The sequence below is a fragment of the Achromobacter sp. Bel genome, assembly GCF_012928505.1.
Classification (GTDB): Bacteria; Pseudomonadota; Gammaproteobacteria; order Burkholderiales; family Burkholderiaceae_B; genus Achromobacter.
This window is the reverse complement of record NZ_JABBJN010000037.1, coordinates 27,270-41,889: the sequence shown is the minus strand read 5'-3', so window position 1 is coordinate 41,889 and position 14,620 is coordinate 27,270. Positions and strand designations below refer to the sequence as shown.

The following is a 14,620-nucleotide window of genomic DNA, read 5'->3' as shown; positions in this document are numbered from 1 at the left end:
GGTGCAAATCGCCCGTTTAACTGCACGCTTGGCGGTCGCCTCAGCGCGTTTTGGCGCGTGACGGCTTCTTGGCCGTTCCCGTCTTGGTCGTTCCGGTTTTAGCCGTTGCGGTCTTTGGCGCGCCCGCACGGGCCGCGTCCTTCGGCGTCGGCGCCGTGGCGGCGTGCATCTGCTCCATCCACATCAGCGCGTCCGTATACGACAGGAACTGCTGCAGATAGCCCGGGGAGAGCTCGCGCATCAGCGACAGCGCGCGGTGCACCAACTGATTGGAATTGAGCGGGCCGGCGTTCTTATGGACCTGTTCCTGCGATTGGCGCACCTGGCGGTCGGCGCTGACCCGCGACCAGACACCCCGGAAGTAATCCAGCATCTGCACGTCGGGATAGGTGGCCCGCAGGCCCAGCGTGTCGCGCGTCCAGCCGCTGACGCCGCCAGGGGGATCCGGGTCGGCCAGGTAGTCGATCAGGCCGGCCAGGGCGCTGGCGCTGCGAGTGACCTCGGGGGCGCCGGCTGCGGCCGTGTCGCCTCGCCCGGCGGATTCCGTGCCCAGCTCGTCTTCGTAGGCTTGCAGCAACGCCGCCAGCCTGCCGTCCAGCAATTGCCGGGCCGGGCCGTCCAGCGCAGCGGTGCGCCGGGCCATCGCGTCCAGGAAACGGAAGCGCACCGGGTCGACGCGGTCGGCCCCGCTGTCGCGCCAGGCATCCAGCGTCGCCTGCGCGTCCCGCGCGCCGCCAAAGCTGCCGTCACTGCTCATGCGGCTTTCCCGGGTCGTTGGACGGCTTGGGGATCGGCGTGATTTCCACGCGGCGGTTCTTGGCGCGTCCTGCTTCGTCGGCGTTGGAGGCCACCGGTTGCTCGGATCCGAAGGCGGCCGCGAATACCGTGGCGGACGGCACCCCTTCGTCGATCAGTGCCCGCGTGACCGTCAGGGCGCGTTGCGCCGACAGGTCCCAGTTGTCCGCAAAGCGGCGGTTGCCTTCGCGCACCTGCTGGTCATCGGTATAGCCGCTGACCATCAGGATTTCGTCGTGCGTCTTCAGATACGCGGACAGGGGCTCGATCAGGGTCTTCAGAATCTCGCGGCCTTCGGGTTGCAGCTGGTCGGAGTTCAACGCGAACAGCACGCTGCCGCTGATGCCGATGCGGCCGTTGATCAGCGTGACGCGGCCCGCCGCCAGCGGGCCTGCCAGCGCCTGCTCCAGCGTTTCGCGCCGCTGCGTTTCTTCCTGCCGCTGCTTGACCTCTTTTTCCAGTTGCGTCGACAGCTGCAGCTGCACGCCGATCACGCTGACCAGGATCAGTACGAAGGCGCCCAGCAGCACCGACATCAGGTCGCCGAAGACGGCCCAGGCCGGGGCGGTCGTCTCCACGCCGCCGTCGATGTCCTCGCTCATGCGGCTTCGGCTCCGGCGGTGGCGCGCTGGATGGCCAGCTGCTGCAGGTTTTCGATGATCTGCTTTTGCGACATCAAGCTCAGATCCACCACTTCACGGGCCTGCGCCACGTAATAGGACAGTTGCTCGTCGCCGCGCGCGATGGACTTGTCCAGCGCCGCTTCGATGCGTTGCAGATGGGCCACCAGCTTGTCGTTGGACTCGCCGAACTGTTGCACCGCGGTGCCGAACGATTCGCCCAGGCTGGCCACTTCCACGGCGCTGCTGGTGACGTGCGCCGCCACGTCCGCGAGTTTGCCGGTTTCGGCTTCGACGCGGTCGGTGAACTGCGTGCCGACGCGTTCCAGCAGCTCGGCCGACGAGGCGACCAGCGCGTCCACGGCCGTGCGTTGCTCGGCGGCCGTGTGATTCACGGCCGTCAGCAAGGTGTCCAGGGTGTCCAGCAGGCGGTTGCGCTCTTGCAGCATGTCGTTGTCGCGCACCATGCTGTCGGACAGTTTCTGGCGCAGTTCGCCGATGACCTCGGCGGCCGCCTTCGGGGCTTCCGAGGCGGCTTGCACCAGGCGGCCGATTTCGGCGATGGTGTCGCTGGCGTGCGCCTGCGTCTGCGAAGTGATGTCGTGGGCGGTCTGGGCCAGGGTGGCGCAGATCTGCTGCTGCTGGTCGGCGGTGGCGGCGCCTGCCTGTTGCCATTCCTGGCGCAGCGCATCGGCCATGCCGGCCAGCTTGCCGGTCCACGCGGCCAGACGCGCTTCGTCGTTGGATGCGAGCGCAGCTTGCAGGTCGGCGTGCGATTGATCCAGCGTACGCAAGAGCGACGTCGAGTGCTGCTCGAACGTGGCGGCTGCGGTTTCCAGCGCCTGGCGGTTGGCGGCGGCCAACTGCTCGCCCACATTTTCCTGGCGCGCTTGCGCGTCGGTCCAGGCCTGGGTGACATGGCTTGCCGCCGTTTCCAGGCGGGTGGATACGTCCTGCAGCAGGCCGGCCTGCGCCTCGGTCTGGGCGGTGATGTCCCGGGTGGCCTGGGTCAGCGTGTTGCTGAGGGCTTGCTGGCGGTCGGCGGCTTGCACGCCGGCCAGTTCCCATTCCTGGCCCAGCGCATCGGCCATCGCGGCCAGCTTGGCGGTCCAGGCGGACAGGCGTTCTTCGTCCTTCGCGGCCAGGGCGGCTTGCAGGTCCGTATGCGATTGGTCCAACGTGCGCAGCAACGCGGCCGAGTGTTCGCCGAAGGCCGCTGCGGCGGTGGACAGCGCGCGCTGGTTGTCCGCGGCCAGCTTCTCGCCGACTTGCTCCTGGCGCGTCAGGGCGTCGGTCCAGGCTTGGGTGACTGCGCGCGCCGTCGTCTCAAGGCGGGTTGACACGCTCTCCAGCAGGCGGGTTTGCGCCTCGTTGCGGTCGGCGGCGTCTTGCGCGGTCAAGGCCAGCGTGTCGCTGATTTCCTGCTGGCGGGTGATCGTATGGTCGCCGGCCGCCTTCCATTCCTGGCCCAGCGCCGCGGCCATCGTGGCAAGCGTGCCGGTCCAGGCGGTCAGCCGGGCTTCGTCCTTCGCGGCCAGCGCGGCTTGCAGGTCCGCATGTGACTGATCCAACGTACGCAAGAGCGACGCCGAGTGTTGCTCGAAGGCGGCTGCGGCGGTGGTCAATGCATGCTGATTATCCGCGGCCAGCTTTTCGCCGACCTGTTCCTGGCGGGCCAGGGCGGTGTTCCATTGGTCTGACACGCGGGTTGCCGCCGTTTCCAGGCGGGTGGACACGCTTTCAAGCAGCAGGGCTTGGGCTTCGGTCTGGGACGTGACGTCGCGCGCGGTGCGGGCAAGCGAATCCGTCCAGGCGGCCAGGCGCTCGTGATCCTTGGCCGCCAGGGCTGCCTGCAGGTCCGCGTGCGATTGGTCCAGGGTGCGCAGCAGCGACGCCGAATGCTGCTCGAATGCGGCGGCGGCGGCGGTCAGGGCCTGCTGATTGTCCGTCGCGAGTTTTTCGCCGACCTGCTCCTGGCGGGCCAGCGCGGCGTCCCAGCGATTGGACACGTTGTTCGCGGCGGCTTCCATGCGCGCAGCCACGCCTTCCAGCAGGCTGGCTTGGGTCGCCGCCTGGGCGTTGATGTCGCGCACGGTCTGGGCCAGCGTATCGCTGATGGCTTGCTGACGGTCGGCGGCTTGCGCGCCGGACTGCTGCCATTCCTGACGCAGGGTGGCGCCCATGGCGCCCAGCGTTTCGGTCCACGCGGCCAGGCGTTGCTGGTCGCGCGAGGCCAGCTCGGATTGCAGCAAGGAGTGCGACTGGTTCAGCGTGCGCAGCAGCGATGCGGAATGCTGCTCGAAGCTGGCGGCGGCGGCCGTCAGGGCTTGCAGGTTGTCGCCCGCCAGCTTTTCACTGACGCGTTCCTGCCGCGACAGCGCGGACGCCCAGGCGTCGGACATGTCGCCCGACGACGCTTCCAGTCGTGCGGATACGCCGTCCAGCAGGGCGGACGAGCGTTGTTCAAATGTCTGGGCAAAGCGGTCCAGCGACGCGCGCAGGTCCTGGGCCAGCGTTTCGCTTGCGCGCTGCTGGCCGGCCAGGGCCTGGTTCCAGATATCGGCCACATTGGCGGTGGACGCCTGGAAGCCCGAGGTCAGGCTGGCCAACTGCTGCTGCACGGCCTGCGCCACCGTGTCTTGCAGACTGGCGGTTTCGCGTGACAGGCTTTCCATCGTGGCCTGCACCACGGGCTGCAGGGCCACGCCGGCGGAGCGCGCGCTTTCGGCCACGCCTTCCTTCATGGACTGTTCCATCACGGAGGCCAACCGCGCGTACGCGGCCTCGGCTTTGCCCTGGAACACGTCCTGGCTGGCCAGTTGCCGGTCGTTCATGGATTGGGTCTGCTTTTCCATGCTTTGCATCATGGCTTGCAGGCGATCGACCAGCGTCGGCATGGCGTCGGCTTGCCGTTGCATCACTTCGGCCTGCCGTTGCAGCAGTTTGAAGGATTCTTCGCGCTGGTAGCTCTGCGAGTAGACCCGCAGGGTCGTCGCGATCTTCGTGTCGAGCAGTTGCGCGGCCTGCACGCGATCGCGGCGGCACAGCGCGGCCAGCAGGCCCAGCATGGCGGACGTGGCCACGCCCGCGATGGACGTGCCGAACGCGAAACCCAAGCCTTTGACCGGCGCGGCCAGCGACGCGCGGATGGCACCCAGGTCGGTGGCGCTTTCCAGTGCCATGCCCGTGCCGCGCAGGGTCACGACCATGCCCAGGAACGTGCCCAGCATGCCTAACAACACCAGCAGGCCCACCAGATAGGGCGTGAGCGCCGGGCCGGGCAGACCGACCCGTTCGCCTTCCACCCGCAGCCGCGCCGCGTTGCGCAGGCTGGGATGCAGCTGCTCCAGCCAGGAACCCAGGCTGGCTGGCGCTTCCGACAGGCCGTTGGCCGACCGCGTCAGGCTGGCGGTGGCTTGCTGGTAGCGCAGCAGCTCCAGCGTGCCCGCCAGATAGCAGACGCCGATCAGTAGCGTCACGGCCAATGCCAGGGGGTTGGTGCCGGCATAGCCTGCGCCGATCCAGCCCACGACGGCCAGACCGGCCAGGAAAACCACGAAATTGATCAGATACTTGGACATAGTGTCCCGGTTAGCTGGCGCGAAGGGCGGCAAGCAGCCCTTCGACCGGTTGTAAACGAACATCCAATTCGGCAAGCAGGACGCTCCGCATATCCTTGCGGAACACGTCCAGCCATGCGCCGGGTGTTATCGGCACGGGCGCGGGCTCAGGCGCTGTGACGCCTTCTGCCTCGGCGTCCGCGCCGTCTTCAATTTGCGTATCGGCGCTGGCCTGGGCCAACGCCGCCGCTTCGGCCAGCCGCAGACGGTCGAAATGCCCGCCAAGCAGCTTGGGGATGACGCCCAGCAGGGCGCGTTCCTTCGGCAGCAGCGCGCGGTCCATGATGGCATCCACCACCGCCAGACGCGTCATCTCGCCGTTCTTGGCCGCGACCATGCCGCGCAGGCGACTGCGCAGATTGCCCACGCTGGTTTCCATCGTGTGCTGCAACGACTGATACCGCTGCCGGAAATTCGAGTAATCGGCTTCGGCTTCCGCGATGGCCGCCGGCTGCTTCGCCGGCACGTGCCCCGGAAGCGGCCGCTTGGCGGCCGTGGCCGCCGTGTCGCTGGCAATGGCTTCGGCCAGCGTGGTCCGGACGCGCACACACTCGCGTTCCTCGGTGCTGCTGAATGTCCGTGCGCCGGGGGCAATCATCGGCGGGCGGGTGTTCAAGGCCGCGGAGAGCGCGATCGCGTCCGTCCAGCCGAGCCACTGGCTCAGATGGTCGGAAAGCGTTTGCCTGGATTCCGGAACATCGACATCCGTCAGGCGAGTCAGCAAGCGAATGAGCGTCGGGCCGCTTAAACCTGTGCGCTGTGGGGCTTGCAACATACCACCAGAGTGTCAAAAAGGGGGGAGTTTACACGCTGGCGAGGGGGGAATGGGGGCGTGGAGAGGGCCGGTCGGTTAAAAATGGGGCCGCATCACTGTCACGGTGCAACAGTGTGACGGCCTGCGTGGGTGCCAGGGCGCCACGCCCGGATGGTAGATTAGTTTCCCAGCCCGGCCCGGCCCAGCAGGAGCGACAGCATGGCGGCACCCCGATGGATATTCTGATATCGAACGCGTCGCGCGCGTTGGCGGCGGGCGATCCGATCGGCGCGCTGAACCACGTGGCGTTGCGCGACGACGCGCCGGCGCTGGCGTTGCGCGGGATCGCGATGGCGCAATTGGGCGATTTCGTTCGGGCCAAAGCGCTGCTGCGCCGCGCCGCGAAAGCCTTTGGCGACCAGGACGCCGCCGCCCGCGCCCGCTGCGTGGTGGCCGAGGCCGAGGTGGCGTTGGCCTCGCGCGACCTGGCCTGGCCGGAAAGGTCGCTGGCCACCGCCCGCGCGACGTTGCAGGCGCACGGCGACACGGTCAATGCCGCGCATGCGGCGCAACTTCAGGCGCGCAGGCAGTTGCTGACCGGCCAGCCGGAGGACGCCGGCCGCACCTTGGATGGCGTGGAGGCGGCCGGCTTGCCGGCGGCGTCGCGCGCGATCCATGAATTGATCCGGGGCGGCATCGCGTTGCGCCGGATCCAGGCGTCGGCCGCAAGCGCGGCGTTGACGCGCGCCGCAGACGCCGCGCGACAGGCGGGCATTCCGGCGTTGCTGGCGGAAGTGGATCACGCGTTTCGGGCGTTGCATGCCCCGGCCGGCCGCCGGATCGGGCAGGGCGGATCGCAAGACATGCCGCTGGGCGAGGTCGAAGCGCTGCTGGCCTCAAAGGCGTTGATCGTCGACGCGTGCCGCAACGTCTTGCGGCGCGAGGGGCAAGCCGTGTCGCTGGCCAGCCGTCCCGTCTTGTTCACGTTGGCGCGGATGCTGGCCGAGGCGTGGCCCCAGGATGTGTCCCGGGAACAACTGATTGCCCAGGCTTTTCGGACCGGCTTCCAGGACGAGTCCCACCGTGTGCGGCTACGCGTGGAAATAGGGCGCTTGCGCGCGGCGATGCGACCGCTGGCCAGCGTCCACGCGACGAAGCACGGTTTTGTCCTGAGGCCGGAGCGCGCGCCTGAGGTGGTGGTGCTGGCTCGCCCCGTGGATGTGGCCGACCGGGATCAGGCGGCGGTGCTTGCCTGCCTGGCGGATGGTCAGGCATGGTCGAGTTCCGCCTTGGCACTGGCACTGGGCGCCAGCCAGCGGACGGTGCAGCGGGCGCTGGATGCGTTGGCGGCGGCGGGGCAGGTGCAGCCGTTGGGCCACGGGCGGGCGCGCCGCTGGATGACGCCGCCGGTGCCGGGTTTCACGACAAGCTTGTTACTCCCTCTTGTTGCTGCCCCGTGAGTAGCATGACTTCTCCTACTGAACAGGATGCGATCATGAAACGAACCCCAGCCCAAATCCTCCGTGAATACGGCCCGTTCCCCGGCGTCGACAACGTGCATGGCGTCACGTTCGATGGCGCCCAGGTCTGGTTTGCCGTGGGAGAAAAACTCGTCTCGCTGGATCCCGTCACAGGCGACACGGCGCGCGCGTTGAACGTCGCCGCCAGCGCCGGCACGGCCTTCGACGGCAAGCATTTCTATCAGATCGCCGACGGGCGCATTCAAAAGCTGGATCCCAAGAGCGGCCGCGTGCTGGCGACGATCCCCGCGCCGGGCGGCGGCGGGGATTCCGGCATGGCCTGGGCCGAGGGCTCGCTCTGGGTGGGCCAGTACCCGCAGCGCAAGATTTATCAGGTGGACCCCGAGACCGGCCGCGTGCTGCGCACCATCGAATCCGACCGCTATGTCACCGGCGTCACGTGGGTGGACGGCCAGCTCTGGCACGGCACCTGGGAGAACGACGCCAGCGAATTGCGTCGCCTGGAACCCGCAACCGGCGACGTGCTGGAGTGTGTCGAGATGCCCGCCGGTGTCGGAGTGTCGGGCCTGGAGTCGGATGGCGCGGACCGCTTTTTCTGCGGCGGGGGCAATAGCGGCAAGGTCAGGGCGGTGCGGCGCCCCGGGTAGAATCGGACATGGGGCTTGGCCCCTGGACTTCACTCTGGGAAACGCATGAAGCTTGCTACGCGAGGTATTTTGGGCATGGCCGTGGTGGGCTTCGCGGCGCACGCCGAGCCGCTCGTCGTCCCGACCCCGGCGCAGGCGCATGCCGCCGTGGTCACGTTGCTGGGCGACGATCTGCCCGGCATGAAGCAGTCGCAGCTGGCCATCGGCACCTGCCTGCCCGCGCCCAACCCGTCACACAATGGGCGGGTGTCTTGCACCACCATGCTGCTGATGCCGGCGGGCACCTCGGAGGCGCCGATGGATTTCTATCAGGACGGCGGCAAATGGGTGGCCTCGCCGCCAACCAACCTGGAATTGCCGTTTCCCGATCCCAAGCTGGCGAACCAGCACTGGGCGCCGGGCTCGGGCAAGCCGTAAACGGCGGAAGCGGCTTCATGCTTGTGCAGCCTCCGGCCGCGGCGCTGGCCGCATGGGTGCAAGGCTATTGGTTCATCCAGGACCTGGCCGGCGAACATGAAGGGCGCGCCATCCGCACCAGTCCGATCCCGCTGGCCGTGCTGTCCGTGAACATGGGCCGGCCGAACGCGGCCCAGGACGGGTCGCTGGTACCGCAAGCGTCCCTGCTGGGATTGCAATCGCGCGCCCGCACCTGGCGTTCGTGGTCCGACACGTACTTTGTGATGGCCATGCTGACCGTGCCGGGCCTCATCCGCTTGTTTCCGCACGCGGGCGAGGGCAGCGCCGACCGTCTGCTGGACCTGGGCGCGCTCATCGGGGATGCGCAGGCGGGTTCGTTGCCGGCCGATATCGACTCTGCCGCCGGGCCGCGCGCGATTGCCGCGCGACTGGATCAATGGCTTCTCCGCAGGCTTGCGGCCTTGCCCGCCGTGCCCGAGGCCCGGCGCGTGGTCGCCGCGCATGACGTGTTGCGGCAGGGCGGGCGTGTCGAGTGTGCTGCTCACGCCGCGCAAACGGACCGACGCCAACTGCATCGGTGGTTTCTCCGGCATCTGGGCGTCGGGCCGAAAGACTTGGCTGACCTGGAACGGCTGCACAACAGCTTGCGCGGCATGCAGACCGGGCTTGGTGATCCCGTCGCCGGCTATAGCGATCAGGCGCATCAGATTCGAAGCTGGCGACGTCGCCTGGGGGTGACACCGGGCGCTTACGCGCGTCAGGGCCGCAGCGCCTTGGCGGCCCAATTCGGCGCGGACGGGCGGGAGCCCTGCTTCTATCTCTGACGCCAGGTATTCGGCCCGCGTCGCGCGTTGCGCCTGTCCCATTTGTTCAATACGGACGGCCCGCCGCTATCTACCATCGGCATTCCCTACATTCGGAGAACCTGGAATGCCGCATGCTTCCCCCACAGCCTTGCGCACGCTGGCCGTCGACTACTCGGATTCGGACACTGTCTTCGAGGGCTACGCCGTGGCGCCTTCGCACGCGTCGGGACCCTTGCCGTGCATTGTGCTGGCGCACGATTGGAGCGGGCTGACCGCGCCCACGATGCGCCTGGCCGAGCGCTATGCGGGGCTAGGCTACGTCTGCGTGGCGATCGATGCCTACGGCAAGGGCGTGCGGGGCGATCCTTTGGGCGACAACACGGCGCTGATGGCACCGCTGATGCGCGACCGGGCGTTGCTGCGCCGACGCTTATTGGCGGGGTTCGAGGCGGCCGGCGCATTCCCCGGCGTCGACCCCACGCGGATGGCTGCCGTGGGATATTGCTTTGGCGGGTTGTGCGCGCTGGACCTGGCGCGCGCCGCGCCTCGGCACTTGCGGGCAGCCGTCAGTTTTCATGGCGTGCTGCAGGCGCCGGATACGACGCCGCCGGGCCGCATCGAGGCCAGCGTGTTGCTGCTGCATGGCTGGGATGATCCGGTCGCGCCGCCTGCCGATGTACTGGCGATCTCCCGCGAGTTGACCGAGGCCGGCGCAGACTGGCAGTTGCACGCTTATGGCCATGCCCAGCACGCCTTTACCTTCCAGGATGCGGCGTTTCCTGAACGCGGCATCGTCTACGACGCCAACGCCGATGAGCGGTCGTGGGCGGCCATGCGCGCCCACCTTGCCGGGGCGTTCAAGCGGTGAGGGGGCGCAGCAGCACGTCCTCGTAGAACGCGCCGATGGGTGAGGCCAGGTCGCGAACCTGGATCTCAAGCACCCAGATGCCGTCGCCGGGGATGAAATCGGCGTTCGCCAACTGGTGCTTGCCGTACAGCGCATGCGGAAAATCCGATACCCGGTGCCCCGCGATATCGTGCACCAGCGCGCAGCCGTATTCGTGAGCATAGACATCGGCCAGGTCATACAGGGCTTGCCCGGTCAGGCCGTCCAGCCACGCCAGGCGAGCGCGCTGGAAGACGTCGCGGGCCGCTTGGGCGCAACGCTGCTGGTCGGCGTCGGCGCCGGTCACGAAGGTGTCGCCATAGTCGCCTTCGTAACCGTCCCAGACCGGGCCGATATCGACGACGAAGATATCGTTTTCGCCCAGCGTGCGCCGCCGGTCGGTGGGTTGCACCGCCGGGGATTGCGAGTCGGGGCCGAAGCGGATGTAGGTGGGATGCCAATTGTGGGACGCGCCCATGCGCTGTAAATGCTGGTCGGCCAGCGCGATGGCCTCGCCGGTGGTGATGCCGGGCGTCATCAGGGCGGCGATCTCGCGCACGGCGTCCATCGAGCGCCGGCGCGCATCCAGGATGCCGTCCAGCGTGAAGCGTTCGCTGACGCGTTCCCAGGGATGCGGCGGCTGGCCTGGGGACGCGACGACCGGCCCCGTGTTGCCGGAAGGCAGAAACGCTTCGGACTGGAAGCGTCCTTCCGGCAACCCCATTGCGCGCAAGCGTGCCTGCGCCGCGCGGACCATGGCGCCATTGCCGCAAGCGTAGACCAGCGTGCGCGCCCAGTCGTGGCCCGCTTCGGCCGCCACGTCCTGCACATAGCGCATGTTGGCCCCGTCGGCGTAAGCGTCGTCCGACACGACCGGATGCCACCGGAAGACGCCGTCCTTGCCTTGCAATGCGTTCAGCAGGCCGCTGGCGTAGCAATCCTGCGGCGTCCGGCCGCCCCAGTAGAGCGTCACGCGTTGCATGCTGCGGCTGTCGAGGGCCGCCATCAGGATGGGGAACACGCCGGCAAAGCCCGTGCCCGTGGCCAGCAGCACCAGATGGTCGATGCCGTCGGGGCGGGTGGCCGGCCACACGCAAGCGCCGTGCGGCCCGTCCAGCGTCACCGTGTCGCCCGGCGTCAGCGTGGGCAGCAGCTGGTTGGTGAACGTGCCGGCGGGCGTGCGGCGGATGTGGAACGCCAGCCGTTGCGGGCCGGCGGCGGTGGGGAGATTCGCAATGGAAAAGCGGCGATGGCTGCCATCATCCAGCAGCCAACGCACATGTTGCCCGGGCTGGTAGTCGAAGGATGCGTCGCCGGGGACTTCGATGATCAGTTCGGTCACGTCCGCCGTCAACGGACGGCGCGAGACCACGCTTGCGCGCACGGGCTGCGCCGCCTTGGCTGGCGCGGTCCAGTGTGGAAAGCGCAGCGTCAGGTCGCTGGCCGCGCGGCACTGGCACATCAGCAATTCATCGTCGGCAGGCACATAGGAACGCTCGGTCGGCGGCGCGATGCGTTCGTAGCGCCCCGCCAGCACTTGCGCCCGGCACGAGCCGCACTCTCCGCGCTGACAGGAAAACGGGACGGGCGTGCCGTCGGCCAGCGCGGCATCCAGGATAGAAGCCTGGCCGTCTGTTGCGAACGCGCCGTGGGGCAGGGTGATGGTGTAGGACGAGGTCATGGCAGGTTCCGGGTGACGGATGGCAGAGGGCATCCAGACCACAATTTATCGATAGAATGGCTTATCCAATAGAGCCATATTTCTAATAATGAACAAGCCACTTTCCAGCCGGAAGAAATTGGAATCCAGCCTGGACTTGCCGCAGGAGTCGCCCCGCGACGGCGAATCGAAGCAATCCTGGGTCTATCGGCAAATCCAGGAGCGGATCCTGAAGGGGGCGCTGGCTTCCGGTGTACGCCTGCCGTCCACGCGCAGCCTGTCGCAACGCTGGCAGGTGTCGCGCTCGACGGTCGAGGCCGCCTACGACCAATTGCGGAGCGAAGGGTATACGGCGGGCGCGGTCGGGTCGGGCACCTACGTGTCGGCCGTCATCCCGGACAATTTCTTTCATCGGGGCCTGCCAGGGGCTGCCGGCCCCGACAAGAGGCCTGCGCGGCCTGAGGGCCCCTCTGCCGTCCAGCCCGCGCCCCGGCTCGAACCGCTGTTCGCCGCCCGAACCGCCGATGCATCGCTGTTCCCCATGGCAACCTGGCGCAAGGGCCTGATGGCCAGCGCGCAGCGCGTCACGCCCGGCCAGTTGGCGAACGAGGAATCCCAAGGCTGGCTGCCGTTGCGTGAACAGATCGCGCACTATCTGGGCGCCGCCCGCGGCATTTCGTGCGAGGCCGATCAGGTCGTCATCCTGACCGGCATCCGCGACGGCCTGGACCTGAGCGCCCGCATCCTGCTTACCCGTCAGGACAAGGTGCTGGTGGAAGACCCGGGCTATCTGAACGCCATGCCGCTGTTCAGCCAGTTCACGCCCCGGGTCGTGCCGATCGCCATCGACGAGCACGGCTTTTCGGTAGCGCGCGCACGCCGTCAGCGCGGCGTGAAGCTGGTGCACGTGACACCTGCCCACCAGTCGCCCACCGGCGTCACGATGCCGGTCTCGCGCCGCCTGGAACTGCTGGCGTGGGCCGAACAGGCGGATTGCTGGATCATCGAAGACGACTACGACAGCGAATTCAATTACGACAGCGCGCCGCTGGCGGCGCTGAAAAGCCTGGATACGGCGGACCGGGTCATCCATTGCGGCAGCTTCAACAAGACGATGTTCAACGCGCTGCGGATCGGCTATGCGGTGGTGCCCAGGCGTTGGGTCGCCGCGTTCGCCCGGGCGCGCCATACGACGGGACGTTCCAACAGCATGATCGAACAGATGACGCTGGCGGGATTTGTGGAAGACGGCGGCTTTGCGCGCCACGTACGCAAGGCGCGGGCGGTGTATGCCCAACGGCGCGACCTGGTAATGCGGCTGCTGACACAGGCGGCGGGCGCCGAGCCCTTGCGGACCAGCGGCGAGCACGCCGGCTTCCACCTCCTGTGGTGGCTGCCTGCCGGGCAGGATACGGCCGCGTTGCAGGATCGGGCGAGGGCAAGAGGCTTGGCGTTGCAGCCGGTCGCGGACTACTGCCGGCGCGTGGCCTTGCCGGCGGGACTGGTGATCGGCTACAGCGGGCTGGACGAGGACGAACTTGTCCGTCAGGGGGCGTTGTTGCGTGAACTGCTGGCCGCGGTGCGCCATGGCCGAAAGGATTAGTCCAATGGTCTAGGGTAATTCCTGACAACAAGCTGATTGTCAGCGCGTAGTCAGAAAGGTTTAATCAGCACAAAGTTGCAAAGCGGTCGCAGTCCCGGCACCGGGAAGCTCGCAGCAGGCGTTTCTCTCGTGTCCATGCAGGTGCAGTCACTACAAGCTGTCCCATGTAGTCCACCAAGGAGACAACAAGCCATGCAACAACCCACGAAACCCCGCCGCAAATTCATCTCCGGCGCAGCCGCGGCAGGCGTCGCCGCAATGGGATTCCCAGCCGTCGCCCGGGCGCAGAACGCGCCTGTTTCCCTTCGGTTCCAAAGCACCTGGCCCGCCACGGACATCTTCCACGAGTTTGCGCGCGACTATGCGCAGAAGGTCAACGACATGGCCGGCGGCCAGTTGAAGATCGAGGTTCTGCCCGCCGGGGCGGTGGTGAAGGCGTTCGATCTGCTGGATGCGGTGTCGGCGGGCACGCTGGACGGCGGCCACGGTGTGGTGGCCTATTGGTACGGGAAGAACACGGCCGTGGCGCTGTGGGGATCGGGGCCGTCCTTCGGCATGGACGCCAATATGCTGCTGGCCTGGCACGAGTACGGCGGCGGCAAGGAATTGCTGGTCGAGATCCAGAAGGCGATGGGCGTGAACGTGGTGTCGCTGATGTACGGGCCGATGCCGACTCAACCCTTTGGTTGGTTCAAGCGGCCGGTGACCAAGGTCGAGGACGTGAAGGGCGTGAAGTTCCGTACGGTGGGGCTGGCCATCGACATGTACACGGCCATGGGGGCGGCAGTGAACGCCTTGCCGGGCGGTGAGATCGTGCCGGCACTGGACCGCGGCCTGCTGGACGGGGCCGAGTTCAACAACGCGTCGTCCGACCTGGCGCTGGGCTTCCAGGACGTGTCCAAGATCTGCATGCTGCAGAGCTTCCACCAGAGCGCCGAGCAGTTTGAAGTGCTGTTCAACAAGGGCAAGTACGACTCCTTGCCACCGCACTTGAAGCACGTCTTGAGCTATGCGGCCCAGGCCTGCAGCGCGGACATGTCCTGGAAGGCGGCCAACCGTTATTCGCAGGACTACATCAAGCTGCAGAAGGACCACAACGTCAAGTTCTACAAGACGCCTGACGCGATCCTGCAGGCGCAGCTGAAGATCTGGGACGAGATGATTGCCAAACGGTCGGCCGAGAACCCGCTGTTCAAGAAGGTGCTGGACTCGCAGCGCGCATTCGCCGAGCGGGTGGGGCGTTGGCATGGGGACGTGTCGGTGAACTACCGCATGGCCTACAACCACTACTTCTCGCGCGGCACCAAACCGGCCTGACGCCTGCCTGGCCG

12 protein-coding genes are annotated in these 14,620 nt (G+C 67.6%); 7 read left to right on the top strand and 5 right to left on the bottom strand.

The window, feature by feature from the left end; all coding sequences use genetic code 11:
• Positions 1–40 precede the first annotated feature (40 nt).
• Genes HG262_RS21260 through HG262_RS21245 form a run of 4 tightly spaced genes read right to left on the bottom strand, consistent with a single transcriptional unit; the run spans position 41 to position 5,810 of the window.
• Positions 41–757 carry a DUF2894 domain-containing protein gene (locus tag HG262_RS21260; protein WP_169272910.1) on the bottom strand — a complete coding sequence of 239 codons (717 nt, stop codon included), beginning with the start codon at positions 755–757 and terminating at the stop codon, positions 41–43.
• Positions 747–1,397: an OmpA family protein gene (locus HG262_RS21255; RefSeq protein ID WP_169272909.1), complete on the bottom strand. Its 651-nt coding sequence runs from the start codon at positions 1,395–1,397 to the stop codon at positions 747–749. The genes HG262_RS21260 and HG262_RS21255 overlap by 11 nt, the downstream gene beginning before the upstream one ends.
• On the bottom strand, positions 1,394–4,996 hold the full coding sequence (locus HG262_RS21250) for a DUF802 domain-containing protein (protein WP_169272908.1): 3,603 nt from the start codon (positions 4,994–4,996) through the stop codon (positions 1,394–1,396). The genes HG262_RS21255 and HG262_RS21250 overlap by 4 nt, the downstream gene beginning before the upstream one ends.
• Positions 4,997–5,006: 10 nt before the next feature.
• Positions 5,007–5,810, bottom strand: coding sequence for a DUF3348 domain-containing protein (locus HG262_RS21245; protein ID WP_169272907.1), 804 nt, complete (start codon positions 5,808–5,810; stop codon positions 5,007–5,009).
• 212 nt (positions 5,811–6,022) lie between these two features.
• On the opposite strand from HG262_RS21245, the gene HG262_RS21240 reads away from it, so the two are divergent.
• The 5 genes from HG262_RS21240 (at position 6,023) to HG262_RS21220 (ending at position 10,008) form a co-directional block, all read left to right on the top strand.
• Positions 6,023–7,249 carry a helix-turn-helix domain-containing protein gene (locus HG262_RS21240; RefSeq protein WP_169272906.1) on the top strand — a complete coding sequence of 409 codons (1,227 nt, stop codon included), beginning with the start codon at positions 6,023–6,025 and terminating at the stop codon, positions 7,247–7,249.
• A 35-nt stretch (positions 7,250–7,284) separates the two neighbouring features.
• The gene (locus tag HG262_RS21235) at positions 7,285–7,917 is read left to right on the top strand and encodes a glutamine cyclotransferase (RefSeq protein WP_169272905.1); all 633 of its coding nucleotides are present in this window, start codon (positions 7,285–7,287) and stop codon (positions 7,915–7,917) included.
• Positions 7,918–7,962: 45 nt separating this feature from the next.
• Positions 7,963–8,334 carry a hypothetical protein gene (locus HG262_RS21230; RefSeq protein ID WP_169272904.1) on the top strand — a complete coding sequence of 124 codons (372 nt, stop codon included), beginning with the start codon at positions 7,963–7,965 and terminating at the stop codon, positions 8,332–8,334.
• A gap of 17 nt (positions 8,335–8,351) precedes the next feature.
• Positions 8,352–9,158 carry a helix-turn-helix domain-containing protein gene (locus tag HG262_RS21225; RefSeq protein WP_169272903.1) on the top strand — a complete coding sequence of 269 codons (807 nt, stop codon included), beginning with the start codon at positions 8,352–8,354 and terminating at the stop codon, positions 9,156–9,158.
• 106 nt (positions 9,159–9,264) lie between these two features.
• A complete protein-coding gene (locus HG262_RS21220) occupies positions 9,265–10,008 on the top strand; it encodes a dienelactone hydrolase family protein (RefSeq protein ID WP_169272902.1) in 744 nt (247 codons plus the stop codon).
• Here HG262_RS21220 and HG262_RS21215 read toward each other — a convergent pair.
• A complete protein-coding gene (locus HG262_RS21215; protein WP_169272901.1) occupies positions 9,998–11,707 on the bottom strand; it encodes an NAD(P)H dependent flavin oxidoreductase family protein in 1,710 nt (569 codons plus the stop codon). The two genes, HG262_RS21220 and HG262_RS21215, sit on opposite strands and share 11 nt — an antisense overlap.
• Before the next feature lie 88 nt (positions 11,708–11,795).
• Between HG262_RS21215 and HG262_RS21210 the strand changes: the two genes are divergently transcribed.
• A complete protein-coding gene (locus HG262_RS21210; RefSeq protein WP_248293443.1) occupies positions 11,796–13,289 on the top strand; it encodes a PLP-dependent aminotransferase family protein in 1,494 nt (497 codons plus the stop codon).
• Between the two features lie 192 nt (positions 13,290–13,481).
• Positions 13,482–14,606: a TRAP transporter substrate-binding protein gene (locus tag HG262_RS21205; RefSeq protein ID WP_169272900.1), complete on the top strand. Its 1,125-nt coding sequence runs from the start codon at positions 13,482–13,484 to the stop codon at positions 14,604–14,606.
• Positions 14,607–14,620 lie beyond the last annotated feature (14 nt).

What these genes read in the sequence shown, in the direction of transcription:
- HG262_RS21260 (WP_169272910.1), bottom strand. Translation starts at nt 757, where the DNA reads ATGAGCAGTGACGGCAGCTTTGGCGGCGCGCGGGACGCGCAGGCGACG.
- HG262_RS21255 (WP_169272909.1), bottom strand. Translation starts at nt 1,397, where the DNA reads ATGAGCGAGGACATCGACGGCGGCGTGGAGACGACCGCCCCGGCCTGG.
- HG262_RS21250 (WP_169272908.1), bottom strand. Translation starts at nt 4,996, where the DNA reads ATGTCCAAGTATCTGATCAATTTCGTGGTTTTCCTGGCCGGTCTGGCC.
- HG262_RS21245 (WP_169272907.1), bottom strand. Translation starts at nt 5,810, where the DNA reads ATGTTGCAAGCCCCACAGCGCACAGGTTTAAGCGGCCCGACGCTCATT.
- HG262_RS21240 (WP_169272906.1), top strand. Translation starts at nt 6,023, where the DNA reads ATGGATATTCTGATATCGAACGCGTCGCGCGCGTTGGCGGCGGGCGAT.
- HG262_RS21235 (WP_169272905.1), top strand. Translation starts at nt 7,285, where the DNA reads ATGAAACGAACCCCAGCCCAAATCCTCCGTGAATACGGCCCGTTCCCC.
- HG262_RS21230 (WP_169272904.1), top strand. Translation starts at nt 7,963, where the DNA reads ATGAAGCTTGCTACGCGAGGTATTTTGGGCATGGCCGTGGTGGGCTTC.
- HG262_RS21225 (WP_169272903.1), top strand. Translation starts at nt 8,352, where the DNA reads ATGCTTGTGCAGCCTCCGGCCGCGGCGCTGGCCGCATGGGTGCAAGGC.
- HG262_RS21220 (WP_169272902.1), top strand. Translation starts at nt 9,265, where the DNA reads ATGCCGCATGCTTCCCCCACAGCCTTGCGCACGCTGGCCGTCGACTAC.
- HG262_RS21215 (WP_169272901.1), bottom strand. Translation starts at nt 11,707, where the DNA reads ATGACCTCGTCCTACACCATCACCCTGCCCCACGGCGCGTTCGCAACA.
- HG262_RS21210 (WP_248293443.1), top strand. Translation starts at nt 11,796, where the DNA reads ATGAACAAGCCACTTTCCAGCCGGAAGAAATTGGAATCCAGCCTGGAC.
- HG262_RS21205 (WP_169272900.1), top strand. Translation starts at nt 13,482, where the DNA reads ATGCAACAACCCACGAAACCCCGCCGCAAATTCATCTCCGGCGCAGCC.